This is a genomic window from Kitasatospora sp. NPDC028961 (assembly GCF_055564815.1).
In genome coordinates this window covers 305450-332087 of record NZ_JBVHVO010000005.1, presented here as the reverse complement: position 1 = coordinate 332087, position 26638 = coordinate 305450, and the positions used below count along the sequence as shown (strand labels likewise).

Below are 26638 nucleotides of genomic sequence, written 5' to 3'. Positions count from 1 at the left end.
CCTTGAGGAAGTGGTGGCGGATCGGAGGGTCCTGACGGAATGTCAGTTGCTCTTGGGATCGAGGGCGTCACGCAGCCCGTCGCCGAGCAGGTTGAAGGCGAGCACCGTGAGGAAGATCGCCATACCGGGGACCACCATGTACTGGGGGTCCACCTGGTAGTACTTGATCGCGTCGTTGAGCATCCCGCCCCAGGAGGCCTGCGGGGCCTGGATGCCGACGCCGAGGAAGCTGAGGCCCGCCTCGAAGAGGATGTTGGTCGGGATCAGCAGGGTCGAGTAGACCAGGATCGGACCGACCAGGTTGGGCAGCAGCTCCTTGAACAGGATGAACGGCCCCCGGGCGCCCAGGCTGCGGGCCGCGTAGACGAACTCGCGCTCACGCAGTGAGAGGGTCTGGCCGCGCACGATCCGGCCCATGTAGGGCCAGTTGAAGAAGCCGATCACGAAGATCAGCACGCCGATGTGCAGCGGGAGGCCGTGCAGGCCGAACGCGCCGCCCTGGAGCGAGGCGGAGATCGCGATGGCGAAGAGCAGCAGCGGGAACGCCAGGAAGACGTCCATCACCCGGCTGATCAGGGCGTCCACCCAGCCGCCGTAGTAGCCGGCCATCACGCCGAGCACGGTGCCGAGGGTGTTGGAGAGCAGGGTCGCCCCGAAGGCGACGAGCAGCGAGACCCAGGAGCCCTCGATGACCCGGGAGAGCAGGTCACGGCCCTGCAGGGGGTCCACGCCGAGCGGGTGGTCGAGGCTCATGCCGCCCCAGTCGCCGAACGGCAGACCACCGAGGTTGGCGTCCAGGAGGTCCTGGTTGAGGGCGTCGGGGTCCAGGCCGAACATCGACTCGATCGGCTTGGCCAGCACGGCCAGCAGGACGAGCAGGATCACCACGACGGCGCCGGCGACGGCGGCCTTGTCCCGTTTGAAACGGGTCCAGGCGATCCGGCCGAGCGAGCGGCCCTCGATCTTCGTGGCCGGGCTCGCGGCGGCGGCTGCCTCCGGCGTGTTCCCGGCGGTCTTGATGGGTGCGGTCATGGTCAGTTCGGTCCCCTCGCCGACGGTGGCCGGCCCACGGGTGCCGGTCGCCGGTTCGGCGGTACGGCTGGTGCGGACGTGCGGAGGTTCAGGTGCGGGTGTTCAGCGGTGCGACGTGCTCGGGTACTGCGGCCGCGCGGGATGGGCGTCGCGAGGCTCAAGCGGTCCGCCAGCGCGTTCACCCTCGTGGGGCACCCAGTACGCGCGGTGCGTTGCGCAGAACTCTCTGCCATCCGAACTGGCTTGCGCCAGCCCTGACAACCGAGAGATGCCCAACTGTGATCTGTCGGCATGCACCTCTGGATCTTCGGCATATCCCTCTTCACACAGCTGTTACATGCATGTCAAGAGGCTGCACCGAACCAGCCGGAAATCCGACCGGAAATGCCAGGACCGACATGACGGATCGTCATGTCGGTCCTGGTGGAGGGCTTTGGGTGCATACACCCGGACTACCCGTTACCGCGCCGAGAACACCCGAACATCCGTGCTTGCGACAGGTGTCCGAAGTGCCCGTAGTTGGGACACGAACACCGGGTCTGCCCGGAGTTGCGGCACGGTCGCCGGAATGCCCGGCGTGCGGTGCCGGCGCCCGAATGCCCGGCGTGCGCTGCCGACACCGCCATGCCCGGAGCCCCGGCACGGGCGCCGGAACGCCCGGCGTGCGGCGCGGGCACCGCGGCGCCCGCCGCGTCGTCCGTGCGGGCGTCAGCGCCCCGGGTAGCCGGGCCAGGGCTGCTGCGGCGGCGGCTGCTGCCCCGGCCACACCGGGCCGGGCGCCTGGGTGCCGTAGCCGTACGCCGGGCCCGCCTGCGAGGCGTAGGGCGGCGGCGGCACCGGCGGGTACGGCGCGGCCTGCGAGCGGCCGTGGCCGCCCGCCTCGCGGTCGTAGAACGGCCGCGCGTTGGCCCGCATCCAGAGCGCCACCGGGTCGTACTCGTCCCCCATGGCGACGGTGGAGACCGCGAGCCCCTCCGGCGCGACCGCGATCGCGCGCTGCATCAGCGCCCGGACGGCCTCCACCGTGGGCGGCGAACTCTCGTACAGCTCAAGCCCGATGGCCAGGTACGGTTCGCCCACGGAGGGCTGCACCCAGGCCCGGCGCAACGCCTTGACCGCCCGCACCTCGACCGCCTGCCGCTCCAGCAGCGCGAAGAACTGCTGGGCCTGCACCTGCGGTTCGCTCAGCTTCAGCGGCCCGGCCGGCAGCCGGTCCAGGCCGGCCGCGATCCGGCGCAGGTCCGCCCAGGGCACCCCGACGCCGCCGCCGGGGGCGTGCGGGTTCAGCCAGAGGCCCCAGCGGGTGCGATAGAGCGAGGCGGCGATCTCACGCCCCGAGATCACCTCGTGCGCCCGCGCCCAGCCGGACGCCGCCAGCTGCTCGGGCGAGGTGACGGCCGGCGCGTAGCCGTGACCGCTGATCTCCATGTTCCCGTACTGGGCGTCCGGACTGCCCGGCGTGCCGTGCCAGAGCAGCATCCAGACCTGCCCCGCGGCCAGCGCGTGCAGCAGTGCCTCGTACGCCTCCCAGCGTTCCGGCGCGACCTCGCGCAGGGCGTGCTCCAGCGCTCTCGGATCCGCGCCGGGGCGCCCGGCGGGTGCCTGGCCCCAGGGCCCCGGTGCACCGCCCGCTACCGCTCCCGCACTCATGCGCCCACCTCGCTGCGCCTCTTCTTCTCTCACCTGCCGCCGGCCCGGCGGTCATCTGCAGGCACCCTATGGGGCGCCACCCGCCACCGCCACGCCGACGTGCCCGGCGGTGGCCTCCGGCCCGGTGCCGGGCGAGGAGGAACGCGTCACATCCGTGCGTAGAACGGCTGGACCCGGTTGAGCAGCCACTCGACCACGGGGTCCTCCGCGAGGTCGAGCAGTACGAGGTGGACGCCGCCGGGCAGCGGCGCGGTTCCCAGCGCACGGCCCAGGGCCTCGTTCACGGCCGCCGGTTCGGCCGGGGCCGCCGGATCGAGCTGGACGCCGACGAACATCACCGTCGGCTCGCCCTCCACGCTGGCCAGCGCCCGCCTGGCGGTCAGGACGCCGGGCAGGCCCGAGAGCTCGTACCGGCAGGCGGCCAGGAAGGCCTCCGGGTCCTCGCCCGGTACCGGTTCGCGCAGCGCCACCCGGCCGCCGGTCGGCGCCTCCGGGGCGTCCCAGCGGTCCTCGCGCGGCCCGCGCCGCAGCTCGGCGACGCCCTGCGGCGGCACCGGGATGCCCACCGGCGCCTCCGGGTTCACCGCGATGCCCACGCCCAGCGGCAGCCCGCGGGCGAACTCCCAGACCGGCGCGATCGCGAAGGCCATCCCGGGCGCCTGCTGGAGGAGCACCTCCTGCGAGGAGAAGACCGGGACGTAGGGGTCGCCGGCCAGCTCGATGGTCGGCAGGTCCAGGGCCTGGCCCTGGGGGTCGCCGCCGGCCGGCAGCGGGATCCACACCTGGCTGCGGGCGAGCACCTCGAACACCCGGGGGGTCGCGCCGGGATCGCCGAGCGCGGCCGTGAGCACCTGCTCCAGCTCGTTCGCGGGCCATCCACCGCCGGGCAATGCCGCCTCCGGGCCGCCCCACCCCTGCTGCTGCTCCACCGGGTACCCCATCCGCCGCTGTACCGTCCTCTGTTCGCCGACGCCGAGCAGCCTAGCGGGCCCGCGGCCGGGGCCGCGGTGCGCGCCGGTACCGGTCGGTACGGGGCCGGGGCGGTACCGGTGGGCTGGCGGTGGCGGGTGCGGGCCGAGCCCGCCGGGCGGGGCCGGGCCCGGGGCCCCTCTCCCGTCTTCCGCCGGGACGTGCCATGATGTCCGCGTCTGCGGGTGTTCCCCGCCGAGAACCTCAACTCCATACCGGCCGCTCGAACCCGCGCGGGAGAGTCCGGAGTACCCCCGAGAGGCGGTACAGCCGGCGCCGAAGGAGCAAGTCCTCCCCGGAATCTCTCAGGCCCCCCTACCGCACGGGTTAGGCACATCTGGAAAGCGGCGCACGGCCCTGTCGCGCGCCCACCCACGGTGCAAGCCGCCATGCTGTCCTGTTAGCTGTGAAGCGCTGCGGGCCCGCGTGCGGTGAAGCTCTCAGGTTCGACGACAGATGGGGAGACCCAGCCGCCGCATGCCCGCGCGCAGGCTCGGTCCCCGAGCGGGTCCGGTCCGGCGTGCGCACACCTGAGTGCCCAGACCGAGGAGTTCCAGGCCATGTCGTCCCTCCGCCTCACCGCGCTCGACGCGCTGCACCGCGCCCTCGGCGCGACCATGACCGACTTCGCCGGCTGGGACATGCCGCTGCGTTACGGCAGCGAGCGCGAGGAGCACCTCGCCGTCCGCACCAAGGCCGGTCTGTTCGACCTCTCCCACATGGGCGAGATCACCGTGACCGGCCCGCAGGCCGGTGCGATGCTGGACCACGCGCTGGTCGGCTTCGTCTCCGCGCTCGGCGAGCTGCGGGCCCGCTACACCATGATCTGCGCCGAGGACGGCGGCATCCTGGACGACCTGATCGTCTACCGCCTGCGCGAGGACGCCTTCCTGGTCGTCGCCAACGCCTCCAACGCCCAGCTGGTGCTGGACGAGCTGATCGCCCGCGCCAAGGGCTACGACGCCGTCGTCACCGACGACCGCGACACCTACTCGCTGATCGCCGTCCAGGGCCCGGAGTCCACCGCGATCCTGGCCGACACCACCGAGGCCGACCTGCCCGGCCTGAAGTACTACGCGATCCTCCCGGCCCAGGTGGCCGGCCGCGACGTGCTGCTCGCCCGCACCGGTTACACCGGCGAGGACGGCTTCGAGATCTTCTGCAACCCGGGCGACGCCGCGCACATCTGGACGGCGCTGACCGAGGCCGGCACCGGCCGCGGGCTCGTCCCCTGCGGCCTCTCCTGCCGCGACACGCTGCGCCTGGAGGCCGGCATGCCGCTCTACGGGCACGAGCTCTCCACCGACCTGACCCCCTTCGACGCCGGCCTCGGCCGGGTGGTCCGCTTCGACAAGACCACCAACGAGGGCGCGTTCGTCGGCCGCAAGGCCCTGGAGCAGGCCGCCGCCGCGGCCGAGGCCAACCCGCCGCGGGTGCTGGTCGGCCTGGTCTCCGAGGGCAAGCGCGTGCCGCGCGCCGAGTACACCGTGGTGACCGCCGACGGCGAGCCGATCGGCCGGATCACCTCGGGCGCGCCCTCCCCCACCCTGGGCAAGCCGATCGCGATCGCCTACGTGGACGCGGCGCACGCCGCCCCGGGCACCACCGTCGCGGTGGACGTGCGCGGCAAGCACGAGCCGGTGCAGGTCGTGGCGCTGCCGTTCTACAAGCGCGCCCGCTGACGCCGTTCGGGCGCGCCCGCCGAGGCCTCACGAGCGCGCCCGCCCGGGCCTGACCCTCCGAAGATCCACGTCGAAGCCGTCCGTCCGGCGGCCCGCTTCGTCGTACCCGCTTCCCATCCTGGAGAATGACGCCATGAGCAACCCCCAGCACCTGCAGTACACCAAGGAGCACGAGTGGCTGACCGCCGTCGAGGACGGTGTCTCCACGGTCGGCATCACCGCCCACGCCGCCGACGCGCTCGGTGACATCGTCTACGTGCAGCTGCCCGAGGTCGGCGAGACCGTGACCGCCGGTGAGACCTGTGGCGAGCTGGAGTCCACCAAGTCGGTCAGCGACCTGTACTCGCCGGTCACCGGCGAGATCACCGAGGTCAACCAGGACGTCCTGGACGACAACTCCCTGGTCAACAGCGCCCCGTTCGAGGGTGGCTGGCTGTTCAAGGTGCGCGTCGAGTCGACCGACGAGCTGCTCAGCGCCGACGAGTACAACGCCCTGACCAACCCGGCCTGAGCCGGCCGTTCGGGGTGGCCGCAGTGCGGCGGCCGCCCCGGCCACCGGGCCTCCTCCGCCCTCCGGTCGCCCGCCGCCACCCTTCCGTGGGGCGTGCCAGGCGCGGCACCTCCTTCTCTCCTCCCTGGGAAGACCACACCATGACGGTTCTCAACCAGTCCCTGCACTCGCTCGACCCGGAGATCGCCGCCGCAGTCGACGCCGAGCTGCACCGCCAGCAGACCACCCTGGAAATGATCGCCTCCGAGAACTTCGCCCCGGTGGCGGTCATGGAGGCCCAGGGCTCGGTGCTGACCAACAAGTACGCCGAGGGCTACCCGGGCCGCCGCTACTACGGTGGCTGCGAGCACGTCGACGTGGTCGAGCAGATCGCGATCGACCGGATCAAGGCCCTGTTCGGCGCCGAGCACGCCAACGTCCAGCCGCACTCCGGCGCGCAGGCCAACGCCGCCGCGATGTTCGCGCTGATCCAGCCGGGTGACACCATCCTGGGCCTGAGCCTGGCCCACGGCGGTCACCTGACCCACGGCATGAAGATCAACTTCTCCGGCAAGCTCTACAACGTCGCCGCGTACCACGTGGACGACAAGACCGGCCAGGTCGACATGGCCGAGGTCGAGCGCCTCGCCAAGGAGCACCAGCCGAAGCTGATCATCGCCGGCTGGTCCGCCTACCCCCGTCAGCTGGACTTCGCCGCGTTCCGCCGGATCGCCGACGAGGTCGGCGCCCTGCTGATGGTCGACATGGCGCACTTCGCCGGTCTGGTCGCCGCGGGCCTGCACCCCAACCCGGTGCCGTACGCGGACGTGGTCACCACCACCACGCACAAGACCCTGGGCGGCCCGCGCGGCGGCGTCATCCTCTCCAAGGCCGAGTGGGCCAAGAAGATCAACTCCGCGGTCTTCCCCGGCCAGCAGGGCGGCCCGCTGGAGCACGTGATCGCCGGCAAGGCCGTCGCCTTCAAGGTCGCCGCCTCCGAGGAGTTCAAGGAGCGCCAGCAGCGCACCCTGGACGGTGCCCGGATCCTGGCCGAGCGCCTGCTGCAGGCCGACGTCGCCGAGGCCGGTGCCTCGGTGCTGTCCGGCGGCACCGACGTCCACCTGGTCCTGGTCGACCTGCGCAACAGCCAGCTCGACGGCCAGCAGGCCGAGGACCGGCTGCACGAGGTCGGCATCACGGTCAACCGCAACGCCATCCCGAACGACCCGCGCCCGCCGATGGTCACCTCCGGCCTGCGGATCGGCACCCCGGCCCTGGCCACCCGCGGCTTCCAGGCCGAGGACTTCCGCGAGGTCGCCGACATCATCGCCGAGGCGCTGAAGCCCGCCTTCGACGAGAACGTCGCCACCGCGCTGAAGGCCCGGGTCACCGCCCTCGCCGACAAGTACCCGCTCTACCCGAACCTGTAGTTCGGACACGGGTGACCGGGCTCACCTCGCCTGGTCACCTGGGATTCCGGGGCACCGCGCACACTGGACAGTGCGCGCGGTGCCCCGTTCCGTGTCAGCACCCCGCCTGCAAGTCCTTCCACGAGACCAGACAAGGACGTCCTCCGTGGCCATCAGCGTCTTCGACCTCTTCTCCATCGGCATCGGCCCGTCGAGTTCCCACACCGTCGGCCCGATGCGCGCCGCCCGGATGTTCGCCCGCCGCCTGAAGTCCGAGGACCTGCTGACCGGGGTGGCGAGCGTCCGCGCCGAGCTCTTCGGCTCGCTGGGCGCCACCGGCCACGGCCACGGCACCCCGAAGGCCGTCCTGCTGGGCCTGGAGGGCAACTCCCCCCGCACGGTCGACGTCGACCAGGCCGACCGGGACGTCGAGCGGATCACCGCCGAGAAGCGGCTCGACCTGCTCGGCGCCCACCCGATCGACTTCGACCCCGGCACCCAGCTGATCCTGCACCGGCGCCGCTCGCTGCCGTACCACGCCAACGGGATGACCCTCTGGGCCTTCGACGCCGACGGCGGCCTGCTGCTGGAGAAGACCTACTACTCGGTCGGCGGCGGCTTCGTCGTCGACGAGGACGCGCTGGGCGCGGACCGCGTGAAGCCGGACGACACCGTGCTGAAGTACCCCTTCCGCACCGGCGACGAGCTGCTCCGCCTCAGCCGCGAGACCGGCCTGTCCATCTCCGGCCTGATGCTGGAGAACGAGAAGGCCTGGCGCAGCGAGGAGGAGATCCGGGCCGGGCTGCTGGAGATCTGGCGCGTCATGCAGGAGTGCGTGCGGGCCGGGATGTCCCGCGAGGGCATCCTCCCCGGCGGCCTCAAGGTGCGCCGCCGCGCCGCCTCGGGCGCCCGCGCCCTGCGTGCCGAGGGCATCGGCCCGGCCAACGCCATGGAGTGGGTGACCCTCTACGCGATGGCCGTCAACGAGGAGAACGCCTCCGGCCGCCGGGTCGTCACCGCTCCCACCAACGGCGCGGCCGGGATCATCCCCGCCGTGCTGCACTACTACCTGAACTTCATCCCGGGCGCGGACGAGGACGGCATCGTCCGCTTCCTGCTCGCCGCCGGTGCGATCGGCATGCTCTTCAAGGAGAACGCCTCGATCTCCGGCGCCGAGGTCGGCTGCCAGGGCGAGGTCGGCTCCGCCTGCTCGATGGCGGCCGGCGGCCTCGCCGAGGTCCTCGGCGGCTCCCCCGAGCAGGTCGAGAACGCCGCCGAGATCGGCATCGAGCACAACCTGGGCCTCACCTGCGACCCGGTCGGCGGCCTGGTCCAGATCCCCTGCATCGAGCGCAACGGCATGGCCTCGGTCAAGGCCGTCACCGCCGCCCGGATGGCCCTGCGCGGCGACGGCCGCCACCACGTCTCCCTCGACAAGGCGATCAAGACCATGAAGGAGACCGGCGCCGACATGAAGATCAAGTACAAGGAGACCTCGCGCGGCGGCCTCGCCGTCAACGTCATCGAGTGCTAGGCAAGCGTGCTGACCTGCATGATTTCTCCGTCAAAGCTGCCAGGCCCTGCTCCGCTCACACGGCCCGAAGTGCCTGAAAGGCCCCTCGGACAGCTCTGAACCTCCCTGAGGACTCCCTGGCAGATCCCTGGTCCGCACCATGCCGGCCAGGGATTTCCAGTCTCGCGGCGGACGGAGCCGGCGCCTGGCGTACCGCGGCCTCCCGCTTCCCCCGGTAGGCCTCCTTCCGCGCACCGGGTCGGGGCGGGGCGGGGTCAGCGGCGCAGGGTGAGGGGCAGCGCCTCCAAGCCGCGCAGCATCATCGTGTTGCGCCAACGCAGGTCGCGCTCCTGGCAGGCCAGGGTCGTTCCGGGGAAGCGGGCGAGGAGCGCGGTGAGCGCGATCTCGGTCTCCAGCTTGCCGAGCAGGGCCCCGAGGCAGCGGTGGATGCCACCGCCGAAGGCGAGATGGCCGGCGTCCCGGCGGTCGAGGATGAGGCGGTCGGGGTCCTGGAAGCGCGCCGGGTCGCGGTTGGCCGCGCCGAGGGACAGCAGCACGAACTCGTCCTGCGGGATCTCCACCCCTCCGACGTCCACCGGCTCGGTGGTGAAGCGGGTGGTGGCCATGCAGATGGGGGAGTCGTAGCGCAGGAACTCCTCGACGGCCCTGGGCACCCGGGTGAGATCGGCGCGCAGCCAGGCGGCCTGGCCGGGATCGCGCAGCAGCGCGAGGCAGGAGGTGCCCAGCAGGTTCACGGTGGTCTCATGCCCGCCGATCAGCAGCAGGGCGACCATGCCCACGATCTCGTCGTCCGTCAGCTCTCCGCGCTCGCGGGCTTCCAGCAGCTCGGTGAGCAGATCGGCGGGACGGTCATTGCGGCGGATCCGCCGGTCGGCGATGGCCAGGACGTACGAGCCCATCTCCTGGACGGCTTGTTGGAACGCCGCGTGGTCGCCCTCCTGGGTGACGATGGCGGTCGACCACTTCCGGTAGAGGTCGCGGTCCTCGGGCGGGAAGCCGAGCAGTTCGCAGACGACGAGGATCGGCAGCGGGAAGGCGAAGTCACGTACCAGGTCCACGGTGACGGTGGTGGTGGTGCGGGTCGAGTGGCGCGCGGCTGCCGCGTCCAGCCCGTCGAGGAGTTCGAGGGTGATGCGCTCGACCATCGGCCGCATCGCCTCGACGCGCTTGCGGCTGAACGCCGCCTGGACCACGCGGCGGAGGCGGGTGTGGTCGGGCGGATCGCTGCTGAGCATGTGGGTGATCTCGCTGCCCAGGTTGACGCCCTCGACCCGGCTGTCGGCCAGGGCCTGGGCGCGCCGCACATCCTGCGCGAAGCGGGGGTCGAAGAGCGCGGCCCGGACATCGTCGTAGCGCGGAATGATCCACAGGCGCAGGCCGCCGTCGCTGTGCAGCACGGAGACCGGGGCCGATTGCCGCATCCTGGCCAGGGTCGGGTACGGGTCGCTGAGGAACGTCGGCGGGTTCTGGCGCGGTGCTGTCGTCTCGGGCTTGTCCGGCTGGTGCTTGTCCGGCCGGGGACCGTTCGTCCGGGGTGCTGCCGTCGCTGCCGTAGCTGTGGTCATGATGTTCTCCTGTCCTCACCGGCACTGCCGGCGCCGCGGCGGGGTGCCGGGCATGGCACCCCGCTACGGCGCAGCTCGGGCTCACTGCAGAGGCGACTACTTCTCCGCGTTCTTCTCCGTGCGGGTGGGGGTGCAGGTCCGCGCCTGGCCGTTCGGCCGGACCGGGACCGCCTTGTCCAGGGTGAGCTGGTGGTCCGGCGGAATGATGATCCCGCGCTCCCGCTCGGTGGCGCTGATGGGGTCGACGCGCAGTCCGTGACGCTTCATGGGATTGACCTTTCTTCGGTGTGGTGGTGGACGGGGTGGTGCGAGCCGGTCCGCCCGATGGTGCGGCGGTCGGCGGTTCTGGGGGAGGCGCGCAGCGCGTCGTCGGCGTAGCGCACCATGGCGGCCCAGGCGGCGGCGTGTCCGGCTGGGTCACGGCCCACGTCGTGTCCGCCGCCGAGCCATCGGACGCGATGCGGGACGTCGCGGCGCCGCAGCGCGGCGAGATAGCGCTCGATCTGTTCCGGAGGGCACTTCTCGTCGTCCGCCGAGGCGGCGAGGAAGAGCGGGCCGCGTACGCGGCCCACATAGGTCATCGGGCAGGCCGCGCGATAGCGGTGCGGCACCTGCTCGGGGGTACCGCCGAAGAGGCGGTCGTCGACCTCCCGCAGCGCCGGCGTCGTCGCCCGGTACGCCGCCGTGTAGTCGGCCACCGGGGCGACGGCCAGCCCGACGTCCCACAGCCGGGGCTGGACGCCCATCGCCAGCAGCGTCAGATAGCCGCCCCAGGAGTAGCCGCACAGGCCGGTACGGCCCGGCTCCGAGACTCCCGCGTCGATGAGGTGGCTGCGCACCGCGGCGAGGTCTTCGAGCTGGGCGAGGCCGACCCGGTGGCCGAAGTCGTCCCGCCAGCGGGGGCCGTAGCCCGTCGAGCCGCGGTAGTTGGTGCGCACCACGGCGAATCCGGCCCGGACCAGGGCCTCGGTCCGGGCGTCATAGGCGTCCCGGTCGTGGGTGTGGGGTCCGCCGTGGACGAGGAAGACCGTCGGCCAGGGGCGGTGGCCCGCCCTGCGGCCGGGCGGGGTGGCCACGAAGCTGTGGATCTGCCCGTACGGCCGGCGCGTCCACAGCTCGCGGCGCCCGGATCCGGTCGTTCCGCCGGGCGGCGTGCCGCGTGACGCCGTCGTGGAGCGGCCGGCGTGGCCGGAGCGGTCGGGACGTTCCGGGGGTTCCGGGTGCTCCGGGCTCTCCGGGCTCTCCGGGTGGCAGATCAGTGGCCGGGGCGGTTCGCCGTCGCGGCTCCACAGGCAGTGGACCGTGCGGTCGGGTGCGCAGGAGAAGTCGATGATCGTGCCCTCGGGCGTGGGAAGCACCGTCGTCGTACCGCGGTCGAGGTCGGCGCGGAGCAGGCGGCTGCGTCCCGCCCGGTCCTGCTGGACCAGCGCCGTGCGGCCGGGCCCGTACCAGCAGGCGGTGATCTCCGTATCGAAGTCGAGGGCGGAGCCGGGACCGTGCGTACGGATCCCCTCGCCCTGGCGCCAGAAGGCCAGGGTGTAGCGGCCCGCGCGTTCGAGGACGAGCAGCAGTTCCGGCCGTGCGGTGGTGAGGTCCGGGCGGAAGCCCAGCGCCCACACCGCGCCGCCGTCGCCGTCCCCCGCTGGGCCGGGAATGGCGTCCACGAGGACGCCGGAGGCCGGTGACCACAGCCGGACCGCGGGCGGTCCGGCCGGGCACCCCGCGGTGGCCAGCAGTCCGCCGCCGGGGGCCAGGCCCACCACTGCCGCATAGCCGGGCTCCTCGGCCACCAGGCGGGCGCGCTCGCCCGGTCGGCCGAGGTAGTACCGCGAGCCGTCCGCGACCCCGACGCCGACGGCGGCGAGGCCGCCGCGGGGGTCGAAGGCCAGGCCGTGCATCCGCCCGGCGGGTACGCCGTCGAGCGCCGGGCGCGGGTGCCCGCCCTCGAACGGCCCGCGCAGCCAGCGGCCTTGACCGCCGGGAGCGGCGTCGAACCACCACAGGCCGTGGCCGTCCGGCTCGATGGCGGCGGTCTCCACACCCAGCGGTGCGGTGGTCGCCTGCCGGCGCCGACCCGTCGTCAGGTCCCAGGCCACGATCTGCGGGAGACCGTCCACATACCGGGTCTCGACCGCTCGCCGTCCGTCGCGGGCCGCGAAGGACGGGACGTGCACCGCCGTTCCGATACCGCCGCTCATCGCCGTCCCTCCCTTCGTCGGTGTCCGCTTCCGCTGCCGGTGGCCTTGGCTGTGGTGGGCTCCGACGGCCCTCACACTGCCGGTCGGGCGGGCTGCGTGGCAGGGAAGAAGGCGCAGCGGCGCCGACAGTGAGCCGCTGCCGGTCCTTCCCTGGCACCGGACGGCGGGCGGGCGACAGGGTGCGGGGGCGACCACATGGCCCGGACCCACCGAGGAGAGAGGCGCGACCCGATGACGATCGCGGCGACCCGGCCCGACGCAGCCCCCGTCCCACCCGGCGGAGCGCCGAACGGCACAGCGGGTGGCAGGCCGAGCCGTGCGCTGACGGCGGTCTACGTCGCGGGCGCGGTGACGGCGTTGGGCACCCAGATGACCATGCTCGCGCTGCCCTGGCTGGTGCTGGAGAGCACCGGCTCGGCCACCCGGGCGGGCCTGGTCTTCGCGGCCCAGGTGCTGCCCATGGCGCTGCTCGGCTTCGCGGGCGGAGAGGTCATCCAGCGCCTGGGCGCCCGCCGGACCATGGTCGTCTCCGATCTCGCCCGCGCTCCGGTGGTGGCGCTGATCCCGCTGCTGCAGACCCTGGGCGCGCTCAATCTGGCCGTCATCGTGGCGATCGTCGTGGCGCTCGGGGCGCTGGCCGTTCCGTACCACGCGGCACAGCGGGTGCTGGCCCTGGAACTGCTGAGCCCGCACGCCCGCTCTCTGGCCCGTGCCAACAGCGCGCTGGCAGGTGTGCAGAACGGCTCGGCGTTCGCCGGACCGGCGCTCGCGGGCGCGCTGATCCCGCTGGTGGGGACCACATCGGTGGTGTGGCTGGACGCGGCCTCGTTCGCCTTCTCCGGGTTGCTGCTGCTGCGCCGCGTCCCGGCAGGGGGTGGCGGGGCCGGAGGGTCCGCGGCCGGGCCCCAAGGCCTGTGGGCGGGGGTGCGGCACCTGTGCGGCGACTGGTTCCTGAGCCGGGCGATGCTGTCCACCGTGGTGTTCGGGCTGATGCTGCGAACCCTGATGATCACCATGCCGGTGCTGGCGTTCGCCCGGTTCGAGGGGGACGCCAGGGTCGGCGGCCTGCTGGTCGCCGCCCATGGCGCCGGTGGCCTGGTGGGCTCGGTGGCCGCCTATGTGCTGGCGGCACGGGTCGCCCCCGTACGACTCGCTTGTACGGCCCTGGTCTGCGTCGCGCTGCCCCTGTGGACGCTCCTGGTGCCCGTGTCGGCCGGCGTGCTCGTCGTCGCCGTCGGCCTGTCAGCGGCCGCCGCGCCCCTGGCGAACGCGCCGCTGATGGGACTGCTCTCCGCCCGGCTGCCGGACGGCTTCGGGCCCAAGGTGTTGCAGGCCGTGGTCACGATCAGCGCCCTGGCCGGGCCGCTGGGCTTCCTGGCCGCGGGCGCCGTGCTGGACCGAGCCGGTGTCGCGGCGACCCTGTGGGGCGTCGCCGCGCTCGCGACGTTCGGCAGCGGCAATCTGATCCTGGCCCTGCGCCGCCTCCAGGCCACCGGGGACGCGGACTGACCTGGTCTTCCGAGAAGACCCCGGTGGACGAGGGTCACGCGGTGGCGGAGTTCACCGGAAGTCCTCCTCGCGGTACTCCGCGTCCGAGCCCGCCGCGGTGGCCTCGCGCAGCTCGATGCGGCGGATCTGGCGGCCGCTGGTGATGGCCGGCGACAAGCTCGCCTGCGCCTACGCGCGTGAACGCCGGCCCCCTGCCTCGCCCGCGACCTGATCGGCTCAGGCGTTTCGGCGGGCGGACTCGTTCTCCTGGGCCAGCCGGCGCAGGGCGAGCAGGGCGGGCTCCAGCAGGACGGTCAGGAGCAGGGCGCGTTCGGCCTGTTCGAGGGGGTCGTCGCTGGTCCGCAGCTGGTCGAGGTCGAGGACGGCGGTGCGCGCGGCGAGTTCCGCGTACGGGAGCAGGGTGTGCCGGTCGACGGGTTCGCCGAGCGAGCGCAGGCTCTCCAGGGTCTCCCCCAGCACTGCCCGGGCCGGCGCGTACGGCGAGACCTCCCAGCCCAGCTCCGCGATCAGCGCGTCGACCTCCGCCGCGCCCGGGGCGGTGGCCGGCCGGGCCGCGTCCTCGTCGGCCGGCCGGGCGCCGACCGCCAGGCCGAGCACCTGGTGCTGCTCGCCGCCGTGCGCGGCGATCGCGCCCAGCACATCTTTGGTGGCGCTCACACTGAGCCCCCGCACCCCGATCAGCGCCCGGACCAGCCGCAGCCTGCGCAGATGGGTCTCGTCGTACTCGGCCTGGGTCGCGGAGGTGGAGCGGCCGGGCGGCAGCAGGCCCTCCCGCAGGTAGTACTTGATCGTCGCGATCGGGACCTCGCTACGACGGCTCAACTCCGAGATGCGCACGGTGCTCCGCTTTCCCCTAGCTATTGGATACCACTACTGTCTAACATAGATAGTGCCACTACCCAATAACGGAGGCGCGTCAGCCATGCCCACGATTCCCTGGATCACCCCGCACCCGGCCACTCCCGGCACGCAGGCCGTCGTGATGGCCTCCCGGTTCGAGGTCCGCTCGCTCGGCGACGTCCCGCGCTTCCTCCTGAAGTCCTACGCCGTCTGGCGCCAGATCCGGTCCGCGCCCGGCGCCCTCGGCGCCTCGCTGATCGCCCGGCCGACCAAGCGGATCTTCTACACGCTGTCGGCCTGGGAGAGCCAGCAGGCGCTCCAGGACTTCGCCCGCGCCGAGCCGCACCGCTCGATCATGACCGGCCTGCGCTCGACCATGCGGGAGTCCGTGTTCACCTACTGGCAGACCCCGGTCGAGCAGCTCCCCGCCGGCTGGCCCGAGGCGCACCGCCGGCTGGCCGAGCAGCAGGCCACCCGACCGGCGGGCTGACCTGCGGGGCGGCCGTAGGGGGATGCGGCCGAAGGGGGCGCGGCCGGAGCTAGCGGAGGATCTGCGGCGGTACGTCGGTGGCGCGGGTGAAGACCGAGACGGGGTACTGGGTGTCGCAGTACTTGTTGCCCGTCGAGACGATGCCGATCACCACGCCGTCGACCACGAGCGGCCCGCCGGAGTCGCCCTTGCAGATGCTGTCGGCCGTCCCGGGCCGGGGGCTGCCGCAGACCTTCAGCCGCGGGGAGTCGCCGGGGCCGGTGTAGGGCTCGCAGCCGGACAGCGGCGAGAGCGTGAGCGCGGCCTTCTTCAGGTGGGTGCCCGGGCCGCCGTCGCCCGTCCGGCCGAAGCCGTAGACGGTCGCCGTGCGGCCGTACCGGTACAGCGCCTCGTCCCGCTGCGTCGCGACCCGGACGGTCCGTGCGTTCAGCGGCCGGTCCAGGGTGAGGACGGCCGAGTCGTGGTCCAGGGCGGAGGTGTACCGGGGGTCGACCGCGGCGCTCCGCACCCGCCGCACCTGCCCGCCGTGGCCGGTCAGGTCGGTCCGGCCGGCGATCACCCGCAGCGTGGTCGGGTCGTCGGCCTCGGCCACGCAGTGGCCGGCGGTGAGCACCTTGGTGGGGGCGATCAGGGCACCCGTGCACCACTGCTCGCCGCCGGCCGTCTCCAGGGCCACGACGAACGGGTTGGCGGCGGTGGTGGTGTCGGCGCCCCCGTGCACGGCGGCGGCCGGGGTGGCGGCGACGGCCACCAGGGCGGCGGAGGCCAGCAGGACGGTCAACGGGCGTCGGTACGGCTTGCGCATCGGGCGGGCTCGCTTCTCTCTCGGGCGGATCGCTCAGGTCGGACGTCGTCGGGGCGAAGGCGGTCACGGCAAAGGGGCGGAGGGGCAGAGGGTCGAAAGGGGCACCGGCACTCGCGGTTCCGGTACCCACGATCGGGTCCCACCGCGGATCCCGGGCCGGCGGACCGGGCACCGGCGGCGGGTGGGCGGGCAGAAGCCCTGACGGGGGCGGCCGGCACGGCGCCCGGACCCGAAAGTGGCGCAGGGAGCCACCGCGTTGACGCCCCGGCCGACGGGCGGTCGCCCGTCAGTGCCGCACGGCCCCCGGCCCGGAGAGCCGGCAGCGGCGGGGCACCGGACGGACCGGGCCGCGGCAGTTGCCCCCGGTCCGCGCCACCCGACCGGAGCAGCGCCGGGCGCCACCGCTCGGCTCCGGCCGATCGGCCACCGGCCGGCCCCCGTCCGCACCGGCCCGACGCGGGCTCGGCCGCCGGAGCAGCACCCGGAGGACGCCCGCCCCGAGCAGGAGCAGCGCGCAGGTGATCAGGATTCGGTGGAGGTGGACGGACACGGGGCTGCTCTTCTCCGCTGAGGACTCGGTCGGTACGGGCGGGCCCCCTCGGCCGAAGGGCGGACCGCCGCTGCACCGCACAGTGGCCCGGAAGGCGTCCCGTCCGCCAGACCCCCCGGGGAGTTCGGGACGCTGGAACGGCGACAGGTACCGTGATCTGCGGATTCGGTGCCGCCTGGAACGCCGGACCGGAACGAGGGGGGCGCCGGATGAGCGTGGAGACCGACGAGTTCGCGTCGATGCTGAGGGAGCTGAAGGACCGTTCGGGCCGCAGCTACGGCACGCTCGCCACCCGGCTGCACGTCAGCACGTCCACGCTGCACCGCTACTGCAACGGCGCCGCCGTCCCCAACGAGTACGCGCCGGTGGAGCGGTTCGCCCGGGTCTGCGGGGCGGGCGCGGACGAGCTCGTCGAACTGCACCGCCGCTGGATCCTGGCGGACGCGGCCCGGCGCCGTGAGCCCGCCCGCGAACCGGTCCGGCCGGAGTCCCCTGCGGCCCCCGCCGCCCCGGCCCCGGCCCCGGCCCCGGCCCCGCTTCCGGCGACCGCCCCGGAGGCGACGCTGCCCCCCGTCGACGCCCTGCACTCGGCGCGCAGCCCCCAGGGCGACCCCGTCGACGGCGAGACCCGGCGCCGCAGGCTCCCGTACCCGCGGATCCTGCTGAGCGCGGCGGCCGTGGCCCTCGTCGCCGCCGCGATCCCGCTCCTCGTCCCGAGCGGGCACGGCGGCACCCCGTCGGCGGGTCCCCCTTCCCCGACCGCCGCCGGCGCCCCCTCCACCCCGGCGGCCCCGGTCGCCGGGCAGCCGTCCGCTCCGACCTCCGACACGACCCCTGCCGCGACCGCCACCGCGACGAGCGCGGCCACCCCGGCCCCGTTCCAGGTCACCGTCCTGACCGACAACTGGGGCAGCCCCTGCGGCCAGTGGTTCCTGAGCGCCAAGGCGCCGCGCTCGGTGCCCGCGCCCCCGAGCCCCAAGCGGACGGCCTCCTGGGCGGCCGCCCAGGAGGCCGTCCCCGCCGGGCACCTGCGGCTGCAGGTGACGGCGCAGGGCGACTCCGCCGTCCCGGTCGTCCTGCACGCCCTCTACGTGCACGTGGTCAGCACCCGCCCGGCCCCGAAGTGGAACGCGTACATGATGGGCTCCGGCTGCGGGGGCAGCATCACCCCGGCGGCCTTCTCGGTCGACCTCGACGCGGCGGCCCCCCGGCCGGTGGCCGTCCCGGCCCAGGAGGGCGAGGTGAAGGCCAAGACCGTCTCGGACTTCCCCTACCGGGTCTCGGCCACCGACCCCCAGGTGCTGAACGTCGAGGCCGGGACCGCCGGGCAGGACGTCAGCTGGTACCTGGAGCTGGAGTGGAGCAGCGGCAGCAGCCACGGCACCCAGACCGTCAAGGACGCCGACGACAAGCCCTTCCGCACCATGGGCCTGAAGGGCGCGCCGGGCTACTTCTACCAGGACGACCGCACGGGCTGGACCCCCACCTCGACCGAGGACTGACCCCGGGGCGCGCCCCCACGCCGGGAAGGCCGGCCACCCGGAGCGGGTGGCCGGCCTTCCCGGCGGACGGGCGGGGCGTCAGGCGGCCAGCGTGGCGTCCTCCGCCTGGGCGTCGGCCGGCGCGGCCTTCTTGTCCCGCATGACCAGGGTGGCGAGCAGGGCCGCGGCGAGGACGCCGACCGCGCTGATCGTGAAGGTGGTCGACATCGAGGAGGTGAAGGCCTCCCGGGCGGAGTGGACCAGTCCGGCGTCCTCGCCGGCGGCGGCCAGGGCGTCGCCGATTGAGCGCTTGGCCTGCGCGGAGCTGTCGGCGGGCATCTCCCGGGCGAACCGGCTGGAGAGCAGGGAGCCGAGGATGGCGATGCCGAGCGCGCTGCCGGCCTGCTGGATGGTGTCGTTCAGGGCGGAGCCGACGCCCGCCTTCTCGGCGGGGATGGTGCCCATCAGGGCGCCGATGGCGGCCGGCATCGCCAGCCCGGCGCCGAGGCCGAGCAGGCCGAGGGCGACGGCCGGGAGGGTGAACCCGGCGTCGGCGGAGACCGTGCTCAGGAGGCCGAAGGCGGCGGCCATGAGCAGCATGCCGACCAGGACGAGCAGGCGGTTGCCGATCTTCGCGGCGAGCCCGGCACCGGAGCCGTTGCCGATCAGCGCGGCCACGGCCAGCGGCACGAAGGCGAGGCCCGCCTTGACCGGGGAGTACCCGAGCACGAACTGCAGGTACTGGGTGAGGACGAGCAGCAGACCGCCGTTGCCGATCTGGACGAGGGTCAGCGAGAGCGAGCCGCCGCTGAAGTTGCGGTGCTTGAACAGGGCGAGCGGGACCATCGGCTCGGAGGTGACGTTCTCCCAGACCACGAACCCGCCGAGGGCGACCACGGCGACGATCAGGGTGACGGCGGAGCGGCCCTCGAAGGCGCCGTGCTGCGGGATCTCGATGATCCACCAGATCATGGCGGTCATGCCGACGGCGGAGAGCACCGCGCCCAGCGGGTCGGCCTTCTGCCAGGGGCCCTTCGACTCCGGCATGAGGGTCAGGGCGGCGACGACGGCGAGCACGACGACCGGGACGTTGATGAAGAAGATCGAGTGCCAGGAGAAGTGGTCGATCAGGACGCCGCCGAGCACCGGGCTGCCGACCAGGCCGAGCATCGACACCGAGCCCCAGGCCGCCATCGCCTTGCCGCGCTCGTCCTCGTCGAAGACGGTGATCAGGATGGAGAGGGTGGACGGCATGATCAGCGCACCGCCGACACCCATCGCGACGCGGGCCGCGATGACCTCGCCGGGGCTGGTGCAGTAGGTCGCGGCCAGTGAGGCGGCGCCGAACAGCAGCAGGCCGATGATCATCACCTTGCGGCGGCCGAACCGGTCCCCGAGGCTGCCCGAGGTGAGCAGCAGCCCGGCGAAGACCAGGATGTAGGAGTCGAGGATCCACTGGGTGTCCTGGGCGCTCGCCCCGATGGACTCCGTCATCGACGGCACCGCCACCGTGAGCGCCATGCCGTCGATCACCAGGACGAGCGTGCTGAGGCAGAGCACGACGAGGATCCACCAACGACGTGGGTTGCGGGTTTCCATGGGTTGTCCCTCCGAGTTGCGCACGCTGTTCCTTCGCTGCGCACACTGTACGCAGAGCGGAACAGTGTGCGCAACACACGGCGCCTGTACGCTGGATGCGCACGGCGTACGCAGGAAGATGTGAAGAGGAGAACCTCATGGCCATTAAGGCGAACCCGGTCCCGTCCGTCTGGGCACGGCAGCAGCGGGAGGCGGAGCAGCCGGCGCTCAACCGGGCCGCCATCGTCCGTGAGGCGATCGCCGTGCTGGACGCCGACGGCATCGACGCGCTCAGCATGCGCAAGCTCGGCGCCCGTCTGAACGCGGGCGCGACGTCCCTCTACCGGCACGTGGCCACCAAGGACGAGCTGATGGAGCTCGCGGTGGACGAGGTCTTCGGCGAGAGCACCGTCCCGCCCGCCGACAGCCCCGACTGGCGGGAGGCCGTCGCCGAGGCCGCCGAGTCCTTCCGCGCGACCGCGTTGCGGCACCCGTGGCTCGCCTCGGTCCTCGGCCAGGCGGGGCTCGCCTACCTCGGCCCCAACCTGAAGGCCTACTCCGAGCGCGTGGCCGCCCTGTTCGTCACCGCCGGGTTCCCCGAGCCGGAGCGCGCGATCGAGACCGTGATCACCTACGTGATCGGGATGAGCACGACGGAGACGGCCTGGCTGACCACGGTGGCCCGCTCCGGCCAGACCGAGGCCGAGTTCATCGCGGGCCTGATCCCCGCCGCCCAGGAGGCGGCGGCCGACACCGAGCACCTCTCCGCCGCGTACGCGGCGGCGATCGGCGTCGACCCGGTGGCCCTGCGCAACGAGAAGTTCACCTACGGCCTGAACGTCATCCTCGACGGCCTGGCCCTACGCCTCCCCGCCCCGCGCTGACCGCCGGTGCGGCTGGGCCGCCGGGGGCGGGGGTCAGGTGGCCGGGGTGGCTCGGGGGATCTGCGTCGGGGTGGGCGGGGTCCCGTCCCCGTCGGCCTGGTGCGGCAGCGGGACGGTGGGCCGGTCGCGGAGGTCGGCGACCGTGGCCCGCAGGACGGCGATCAGGGCGAACAGCATCAGGACGCCGTGGGCCGGCATCGACAGGTACGGGTCCACGTCGCGGTTGATGAACTTGAGGTAGCTGCCGAACGAGGACAGCTGCACCAGCACCGGCAGGTACCAGAGCTGCCGGGGCAGTTGGAAGGCCGCGATCACGCTGAGCACGTCGGCTATGTAGAAGTAGCGCTCGTGCATCGACGGCAGCAGGAAGGGCACCGCGATCGCGGAGGCGGTGGCCAGCAGCAGGATCCGGGTGTCCGTGAGCACCCGCCGCCCCGCCTGGCCGGCCGCGGCGGCCCCCGCCTGCCGCAGGGCCCACACCGCGAGCCCCACCAGCGCCAGGACCACCACGCCGGCGACCACGACGCCGATGCCCCGCGCGGTGTCCCGGTCGTCCTGCGGGACGGAGACGAACTGGTACACCGACGGCGCGTAGAGCGTGAGGTCCTTGTACGTGTCGGGCTGCCGGGTGTAGACGGTCAGCAGCTGCCACGGGTCCGCGCCGAGCAGGAAGGCGGGGATGTCGAGGGCCACGTACGCGGCCACGGCGGCGAACAGGCTCCGCCAGGGGATCCGGTTCGCCAGGACGAGCACGAGCAGGGCGGGGAACAGGAAGACGGCCTGGAGCTTGAACGCCAGCGCGATCCCGAAGAACGCGCACGCCCAGGTGGGCCGGTCCCGGAGCAGGTGGTAGACGCCGCCCACCAGGAAGGTCGTGAAGATCGCGTCGGCCTGGCCCCACCAGCCGCTGTTGGTGACGACCGTGGGCAGGAAGAGCACGACCACCGCGGCGCCGAGGGCGCGCCACGGCCGCTGCGGCCACCGCAGCTCCACGATGCGGAACACGTAGGACGCCAGGGCGAGGTCGAAGAGGATCGAGACCCACTTGATCCCGGCGAGCGCCGTCACCGGGAGGTAGGTGAGCGCGGCCATGAGGTAGAGGTACGGGACGTTGTAGTCCGAGAAGTCCGCATGGCTGAGAGCGTTGAAGCCGCCGTTCTCGGCGATGTACCGGTACCACGGACCGAGGAAGTAGTAGTAGTCCGACGACTCACTGTCCAGCAGGAGGATCCTGACAGCCAGCGCGGCCAGCACCGCGGCTGCCGCGGCCAGCGCCAGGACGATCGGATCGACGCCGTCACGGCGCGACTCCTCGGTGGTGATGTCGGACATCGCACTCCGTTCGGTTGTCCACGGCGCCCCCGAAGCCGTGCACCGAAAATCATATATACAGACACAAGTGCGCTGAGCGAAGGGCTATCAGGGCACGAACCAGGGCAGGTCACAGCGCTGAAGTGGCCGAAGTGAGGAAAGAGACGGGAGTCGCGGAAGGGACCGGAGCAGGAAGTCGGACCGGTCGACTTCCCACTACTCCGGCTTGAGCTCGAACCAGACGATCTTGCCCACCCGGCCCGGCCCCCGGAGCTGAGCGCCCCAGGAGGCGGCGAGCGCCTCGACGAGTTCGAGCCCGCGACCGCCCTCGTCCTCGGGCCCGGCCTGACGGGGCTCGGGCAGGTCCGGATGGGCGTCGGCGACCTCGACCCGGAGCGCACCGCATTCCGTGACGGCGAACCGGACGCCGATGAGGCGGTCGCGCGGGCCACGGGCGTGGCGGCAGGCGTTGGTGACCAGTTCGCTGAGGAGGAGCAGGGCCGTCTCGGTCGTCTCGTCGGGCACCCGCCAGGCGTAGGCCTGCCGGAGGAGTTGCACGCGGGCATGGCCGACACTGCGGGGGTGGCGGGGAAACATCCACTCGATGTCGACGGGCTGAGTGATCATCAGGGTCCTTGGTGAGACGAGGCCTTGGCGTCACCCACAGGAGCGGAGATCGGCCATTTCACGTCCCAGGATTCGGCCTTCAGGCATAGCCTCAGTAGTGACGCCGGCGGTTCAGCGAGGGAATGACCCGCAGGTCGACCGCGTGAGGATTGGGGTCCGGTGATGAGCGCGCCCGCACAGCCGCCGATGGCTTGGAAGTACTGTGGCGATCAGATCAAGCGCTGGCGCGAGCAATCCGGCGTGACGAGGGAGCAGTTGAGCCTGGCGGCCAGCTACGACATCGAGAGCGTGCGCTCGATGGAGGCGGGCCGAAGGAAGCCGTCGATGCAGCTGCTCTCCGCAGCCGACGAGTTGTGCAATGCGCGAGGGATGCTGCTCGGGGCCCAGGACTTCTTGAAGCCAGAGAAGTTCCCCTCCTACTCGCGGGGATACACGCAGGCCGAACGCGAGGCCATCGCAATCCATTGGTACGAAGGCCTGCTCATCCCTGGACTTCTCCAGACCGAGGATTACGCCAAAGAGCTGATCAGTCACAGCTGTCCACCACTGGATGACGAGACAGTCGAGGCTCGTGTCACAGCACGGATTCAGCGCCAGGAGAAGTTGAGGAACTCTCCGACCGTGCTCTTCAGCTTTGTGATCTACGAAGCTGCTCTGCGAGCCGTGGTGGGCGATGCGGATCTGATGCGACGGCAGCTGCAACACATCGTTGAGGTCAACAATCTGCGCAACGTCTCCATCCAGGTTCTGCCCATCGATCGGGCCGCATACGCAGGGCTCAGTGGACCACTGGTACTGCTGGAAGGACCTGATCACGAACAGCTCGCCTATGTCGAAGCCCAGGACACCGGAGCGCTCTACAGCGACCCGAACAAGGTGAGCACACTCACCCAGCGCTATGGAATGATCCGCATGCAGGCCCTCGGAGCCGATGAGTCTGTCGCGTTCGTCCGAAGAATGGCGGGAGAGCTATGAGCGCCGAACTCGCATGGGTCAAGTCCAGCTACAGCAACGACCAAGGTGGCGCCTGCATTGAGGTCGCCACCGCCTGGATGAAGTCCAGTTACAGCGGGACCGAGGGCGGCAACTGCGTCGAGGTCGCCTCCTCCAGCCTCACCGTCCACGTCCGGGACTCCAAGGACAAGGCCGGGCCCCAGCTCTCCTTCTCGCCCGCCGCCTGGGGGGACTTCCTCGTCTTCGCGGCCGAAGCTCAGGTGTCGGGGGTCGAGTGACTTCCTAGTGGAACGGGTGGGTGAACACTCCCCACCACCCTCCCAACCACCGCCGTAGCCAGCCCGTATGACTAATCGTCACCGGTCGCCACTGGCTGCGCACGCCGTGTAGCGTGCGCACCAACGAATCAACCCCCGCCGGTGCACCAACACCGAACGGGGGTCTGACCGACACGATCGAAAGCAGTCGATCCTGTGGCTACCCACGACTTTAGCGCTGCCCTGCCCCCGATGGCGTCCCCCGGCTACGGAAAGCGTTCCGCGCCCGGTCAAAATCCCCCTCGCGCCGACGACTTCGCGCACCTGCCCGCCCGTGAGGCCTACCTGGCGCGGCTGGTCGACCGGCTGCCCGAGGGCGCCGCGATGGACACCAAGACCCTCGCCCGCGAGCAGCCGCACTACGGCCAGCAGGCCGTCCGCAGCGCGCTCAACCGGCTCTCCGTCGCCGGTCACCTGCGCCGCGTCCGCGAGCGGGTCGACGGCGACCGTACGCAGTGGGTGTTTCGCACCTACTTCTCCCGGACGCCCCGGGACGACGCCTGGTGGTCCCGCTTCCTGACCGTCGGCGACACCGACGACAGCGCCGACACCGGCCGCGCGCAGGTTCACCCGGACGAGCGGCCCCACCCCCGCGTGGACCGGTCACCCGCCTACCGGGCCCTCGCCGCCCTCGGGCTCGCCGACCCCCGGCTGGCGCTCTCGGCGCGCGACTGCGACTCCCTCGAACCGCTCGCCGCCCAGTGGCTCGCGCGCGGGGCCGGTACGGCGTACCTCACCACCGCGCTGACCGCCGGGCTCCCGCCGGCCGTCCACAGCCCGGCCGCCTTCGTCCACCGCCGCCTGGCCGACAAGATGCCGCCCGAACGCACCGGGGAGCCGACAGCGCCGGCCACCCGCGTCCTGGAGTGCACCGACTGCCGCACCCCGAGCCGGCCGCAGGCCCTCCTCGGCGGCCTCTGCCGGGCCTGCCGGGCGGGCGCCTCCGACACCCCGCCACCGCGCGCCCGGCTCTCGCCCCAGGCCGTGCACCGGCACGCCGCCCGGGTGCGCGCCTCGGTCCGCCCCAACCCGTCCGCACGGCAGCCGCATTGATCTCCCCTTCACCCCCTCCCCCCTAGACTGCCGACCGGCGCACGGGCCGAGGGGGTGGGCGTTGAACACACGGGAGTGGTCCTTCTACGAGGGTGCGGACGGTTCGACGCCCCTGGTCAAGGACCTGCAGAAGGCCCGGCTGGCCACCCACGAGCGGGCCCGGCTGTTCGTCCTGATGAACCGGGTCAAGGAGCGGCAGACCCTGCCGGGCGACGTCAAGGACCTCGGCAACGACCTCCTGGAGGTGCGGCTCACCGGCGATCACCGCACCTTCCGGCTGCTCTTCGCGGAGGAGGGCGAGGGCCTGGTCCTGCTCGCCCTGTCGTTCTTCCAGAAGAAGTCCCAGAAGACCCCGCCGAACGAGCGCGGCGCCGCGGAGCGGCGGCTCAGGGAGTGGCGGAACCGGCCGTCGGCGGGCTGAGTTCCCGGTTCTCGATATCGGCTTCGGGCGATAATGTTGAAGCACTCTGAGGGGAGGCGGCCATGGCACCCACGCTGCACGATCTACTCGACCTCGACCCGGACGATCCCCGCGTCGCCGCGAGCCTGGCCGACGCGCAGGCCTACGCCGAACTCGTGGAGACCCTGGTGGTGGCCCGCAAGAAGCGCGGTCTGACCCAGCGCGACGTGGCGGACCTGATGGGGACGTCGCAGTCGACGATCTCCGAGTTCGAGCGGGTGGGCGGCGACGCCCGCTACTCCACGCTCCAGCGGTACGCCCGCGCGGTCGACGCCCGGCTGTACAGCCTGGTCGACCACACCGCCGCGGACCTGACCCCCGCCTGGAAGCCCGCGCCCGTCGAGGTGCAGGTCCGGGTGGCCGTCCGCGAGCGCGGGGCGCGGTCCCGGCCGACCGCCTGGGGCGACGACGCGCAGCGGTCGGTGACCGTCTGATGGCCGGTTCGCCCGCCCGCCGGGGGGTCCGGCGCTTCGCCACCCTCGACGAGCTCTCCGCCGCCACCGAGCTGGAGGACGTCACCTTCCTGGAGGTCTCCGGCCGGCGCCTCTTCGACCAGCAGGAGCCGCGCAGCGAGGCGGAGAACCGGACCACGCTCGCGGTCTGGCTCCGCGAGGGCGACGACGGGACCACCCTGGAGGTCCGCTGCCGGCTGGAACTGGGGAGCGCCCAGGCCGACTTCGTGGTGGACGCGGCGGCGGCCTTCTCGCTGGGGGCGCCGTTCGAGCTTCCCGCCGAACTGCAGCAGCTGTTCGTCGACCGGATCGGCGTGACGGTGCTCTACCCGTACCTGCGGGAGGCTCTCCAGGGCAGCGCCACCAAGCTCGGCGTCGACACCCCGCTGCTCTCGCTGCGCGGCCCGGGGCAGGGCGTCCGCTAGCGCTCGGACCGCCGGCCCCGACAGGGCCTCGTCACAGGGCCTCGTCACAGGGTCTACACGGCTCGCTCATGAATAATCTCAGGCGACAGCGTTAACCTATGCAAAATCCAAAGGTGAACTAGGTTACAAACCTTGAAATCAAAGCCAGCCGGTTTGCCCACATGCTGAGATCCGTGCGATAGTCGAGATGTCCGGCGGCGGACGACGACGACCCGCCGAGGACACCGAGACTACGGCCCGCCCGACCTGGCACGGCCGTCGCCCATCGTGTCGGCACGCACCCCCTTGGCCGCGCGATGACTTGCAGGGGCCCCCACGCACCGGAACACGGTGGATCGGGGGCCCTGCGCGTTTTCCGGCCACGGCGGGGGCC

The 26638-nt window shown here is 72.5% G+C and carries 25 protein-coding genes and 1 riboswitch; of the genes, 14 read left to right on the top strand and 11 right to left on the bottom strand.

The genetic code is table 11. The features are described from left to right. Nucleotides 1-42: 42 nt before the first annotated feature. The 3 genes from ACZ4UX_RS13750 to ACZ4UX_RS13740 all read right to left on the bottom strand — a co-directional run bounded on the left by ACZ4UX_RS13750 (nucleotide 43) and on the right by ACZ4UX_RS13740 (nucleotide 3623). Nucleotides 43-1032, bottom strand: coding sequence for an ABC transporter permease (locus tag ACZ4UX_RS13750; protein ID WP_352289530.1), 990 nt, complete (start codon nucleotides 1030-1032; stop codon nucleotides 43-45). Nucleotides 1033-1740: 708 nt separating this feature from the next. Continuing rightward, nucleotides 1741-2682: an enhanced serine sensitivity protein SseB C-terminal domain-containing protein gene (locus ACZ4UX_RS13745; protein WP_352289527.1), complete on the bottom strand. Its 942-nt coding sequence runs from the start codon at nucleotides 2680-2682 to the stop codon at nucleotides 1741-1743. A gap of 146 nt (nucleotides 2683-2828) precedes the next feature. Continuing rightward, a complete protein-coding gene (locus ACZ4UX_RS13740) occupies nucleotides 2829-3623 on the bottom strand; it encodes an enhanced serine sensitivity protein SseB C-terminal domain-containing protein (protein WP_465706731.1) in 795 nt (264 codons plus the stop codon). A gap of 252 nt (nucleotides 3624-3875) precedes the next feature. Beyond that, a riboswitch (glycine riboswitch) is annotated at nucleotides 3876-3982 on the top strand. A 229-nt stretch (nucleotides 3983-4211) separates the two neighbouring features. On the opposite strand from ACZ4UX_RS13740, the gene gcvT reads away from it, so the two are divergent. From gcvT to ACZ4UX_RS13720, 4 genes are all read left to right on the top strand, one after another. Continuing rightward, nucleotides 4212-5333 carry a glycine cleavage system aminomethyltransferase GcvT gene (gene gcvT, locus ACZ4UX_RS13735; RefSeq protein WP_329489691.1) on the top strand — a complete coding sequence of 374 codons (1122 nt, stop codon included), beginning with the start codon at nucleotides 4212-4214 and terminating at the stop codon, nucleotides 5331-5333. A gap of 133 nt (nucleotides 5334-5466) precedes the next feature. Beyond that, a complete protein-coding gene (gene gcvH, locus ACZ4UX_RS13730; RefSeq protein ID WP_329489690.1) occupies nucleotides 5467-5844 on the top strand; it encodes a glycine cleavage system protein GcvH in 378 nt (125 codons plus the stop codon). A gap of 140 nt (nucleotides 5845-5984) precedes the next feature. Further along, on the top strand, nucleotides 5985-7253 hold the full coding sequence (gene glyA, locus ACZ4UX_RS13725) for a serine hydroxymethyltransferase (protein ID WP_465706730.1): 1269 nt from the start codon (nucleotides 5985-5987) through the stop codon (nucleotides 7251-7253). Between the two features lie 145 nt (nucleotides 7254-7398). Further along, complete coding sequence (locus tag ACZ4UX_RS13720; protein WP_329489688.1) at nucleotides 7399-8766, top strand: L-serine ammonia-lyase; 1368 nt, start codon at nucleotides 7399-7401, stop codon at nucleotides 8764-8766. Nucleotides 8767-9020: 254 nt separating this feature from the next. On the opposite strand, the gene ACZ4UX_RS13715 is transcribed toward ACZ4UX_RS13720, so the two are convergent. The 3 genes from ACZ4UX_RS13715 to ACZ4UX_RS13705 all read right to left on the bottom strand — a co-directional run bounded on the left by ACZ4UX_RS13715 (nucleotide 9021) and on the right by ACZ4UX_RS13705 (nucleotide 12529). Beyond that, nucleotides 9021-10331, bottom strand: a complete 1311-nt coding sequence (locus tag ACZ4UX_RS13715) for a cytochrome P450 family protein (RefSeq protein WP_465706729.1) — start codon at nucleotides 10329-10331, stop codon at nucleotides 9021-9023. Between the two features lie 96 nt (nucleotides 10332-10427). Beyond that, on the bottom strand, nucleotides 10428-10598 hold the full coding sequence (locus ACZ4UX_RS13710) for a hypothetical protein (protein WP_465706728.1): 171 nt from the start codon (nucleotides 10596-10598) through the stop codon (nucleotides 10428-10430). After that, nucleotides 10595-12529: an alpha/beta hydrolase family protein gene (locus ACZ4UX_RS13705; RefSeq protein WP_465706727.1), complete on the bottom strand. Its 1935-nt coding sequence runs from the start codon at nucleotides 12527-12529 to the stop codon at nucleotides 10595-10597. Before ACZ4UX_RS13705 ends, ACZ4UX_RS13710 begins: the two co-directional genes overlap by 4 nt. A gap of 231 nt (nucleotides 12530-12760) precedes the next feature. On the opposite strand from ACZ4UX_RS13705, the gene ACZ4UX_RS13700 reads away from it, so the two are divergent. Further along, nucleotides 12761-14038: an MFS transporter gene (locus ACZ4UX_RS13700; RefSeq protein ID WP_465706726.1), complete on the top strand. Its 1278-nt coding sequence runs from the start codon at nucleotides 12761-12763 to the stop codon at nucleotides 14036-14038. A gap of 216 nt (nucleotides 14039-14254) precedes the next feature. On the opposite strand, the gene ACZ4UX_RS13695 is transcribed toward ACZ4UX_RS13700, so the two are convergent. After that, nucleotides 14255-14875, bottom strand: coding sequence for a MerR family transcriptional regulator (locus tag ACZ4UX_RS13695; RefSeq protein ID WP_465706725.1), 621 nt, complete (start codon nucleotides 14873-14875; stop codon nucleotides 14255-14257). Nucleotides 14876-14960: 85 nt separating this feature from the next. Here ACZ4UX_RS13695 and ACZ4UX_RS13690 point away from each other — a divergent pair, with 85 nt between their 5' ends. Next, nucleotides 14961-15368, top strand: a complete 408-nt coding sequence (locus ACZ4UX_RS13690) for a DUF3291 domain-containing protein (protein ID WP_465706724.1) — start codon at nucleotides 14961-14963, stop codon at nucleotides 15366-15368. A 49-nt stretch (nucleotides 15369-15417) separates the two neighbouring features. Here the strand turns inward: ACZ4UX_RS13690 and ACZ4UX_RS13685 are convergent, their stop codons facing one another. After that, entirely contained in the window at nucleotides 15418-16173 is a 756-nt protein-coding gene (locus ACZ4UX_RS13685) for a S1 family peptidase (protein ID WP_465706723.1), read from the bottom strand. A gap of 759 nt (nucleotides 16174-16932) precedes the next feature. Between ACZ4UX_RS13685 and ACZ4UX_RS13680 the strand changes: the two genes are divergently transcribed. Continuing rightward, complete coding sequence (locus tag ACZ4UX_RS13680) at nucleotides 16933-18225, top strand: helix-turn-helix domain-containing protein (RefSeq protein ID WP_465706722.1); 1293 nt, start codon at nucleotides 16933-16935, stop codon at nucleotides 18223-18225. Nucleotides 18226-18303: 78 nt separating this feature from the next. Here the strand turns inward: ACZ4UX_RS13680 and ACZ4UX_RS13675 are convergent, their stop codons facing one another. After that, the gene (locus ACZ4UX_RS13675) at nucleotides 18304-19803 is read right to left on the bottom strand and encodes an MFS transporter (protein WP_465706721.1); all 1500 of its coding nucleotides are present in this window, start codon (nucleotides 19801-19803) and stop codon (nucleotides 18304-18306) included. 137 nt (nucleotides 19804-19940) lie between these two features. Here ACZ4UX_RS13675 and ACZ4UX_RS13670 point away from each other — a divergent pair, with 137 nt between their 5' ends. Then, nucleotides 19941-20666, top strand: coding sequence for a TetR/AcrR family transcriptional regulator C-terminal domain-containing protein (locus tag ACZ4UX_RS13670; RefSeq protein WP_465706720.1), 726 nt, complete (start codon nucleotides 19941-19943; stop codon nucleotides 20664-20666). A 33-nt stretch (nucleotides 20667-20699) separates the two neighbouring features. Here ACZ4UX_RS13670 and ACZ4UX_RS13665 read toward each other — a convergent pair whose 3' ends face one another. Both ACZ4UX_RS13665 and ACZ4UX_RS13660 read right to left on the bottom strand, forming a co-directional pair. Then, the gene (locus ACZ4UX_RS13665; protein ID WP_465706719.1) at nucleotides 20700-21998 is read right to left on the bottom strand and encodes a glycosyltransferase 87 family protein; all 1299 of its coding nucleotides are present in this window, start codon (nucleotides 21996-21998) and stop codon (nucleotides 20700-20702) included. Nucleotides 21999-22193: 195 nt separating this feature from the next. After that, entirely contained in the window at nucleotides 22194-22604 is a 411-nt protein-coding gene (locus tag ACZ4UX_RS13660) for an ATP-binding protein (protein ID WP_465706718.1), read from the bottom strand. A gap of 162 nt (nucleotides 22605-22766) precedes the next feature. On the opposite strand from ACZ4UX_RS13660, the gene ACZ4UX_RS13655 reads away from it, so the two are divergent. The 6 genes from ACZ4UX_RS13655 (at nucleotide 22767) to ACZ4UX_RS13630 (ending at nucleotide 26265) form a co-directional block, all read left to right on the top strand. Continuing rightward, complete coding sequence (locus ACZ4UX_RS13655) at nucleotides 22767-23579, top strand: helix-turn-helix domain-containing protein (protein WP_465706717.1); 813 nt, start codon at nucleotides 22767-22769, stop codon at nucleotides 23577-23579. Further along, the gene (locus ACZ4UX_RS13650; RefSeq protein WP_465706716.1) at nucleotides 23576-23836 is read left to right on the top strand and encodes a DUF397 domain-containing protein; all 261 of its coding nucleotides are present in this window, start codon (nucleotides 23576-23578) and stop codon (nucleotides 23834-23836) included. The genes ACZ4UX_RS13655 and ACZ4UX_RS13650 overlap by 4 nt, the downstream gene beginning before the upstream one ends. Nucleotides 23837-24067: 231 nt before the next feature. Beyond that, entirely contained in the window at nucleotides 24068-24928 is an 861-nt protein-coding gene (locus tag ACZ4UX_RS13645; protein WP_465706715.1) for a hypothetical protein, read from the top strand. 61 nt (nucleotides 24929-24989) lie between these two features. Next, the gene (locus ACZ4UX_RS13640) at nucleotides 24990-25349 is read left to right on the top strand and encodes a type II toxin-antitoxin system RelE/ParE family toxin (RefSeq protein WP_359803073.1); all 360 of its coding nucleotides are present in this window, start codon (nucleotides 24990-24992) and stop codon (nucleotides 25347-25349) included. Nucleotides 25350-25411: 62 nt separating this feature from the next. Then, nucleotides 25412-25822, top strand: coding sequence for a helix-turn-helix domain-containing protein (locus ACZ4UX_RS13635; protein ID WP_329489670.1), 411 nt, complete (start codon nucleotides 25412-25414; stop codon nucleotides 25820-25822). Next, nucleotides 25822-26265: a hypothetical protein gene (locus tag ACZ4UX_RS13630; protein ID WP_352289468.1), complete on the top strand. Its 444-nt coding sequence runs from the start codon at nucleotides 25822-25824 to the stop codon at nucleotides 26263-26265. Before ACZ4UX_RS13635 ends, ACZ4UX_RS13630 begins: the two co-directional genes overlap by 1 nt. Nucleotides 26266-26638: the final 373 nt, after the last annotated feature.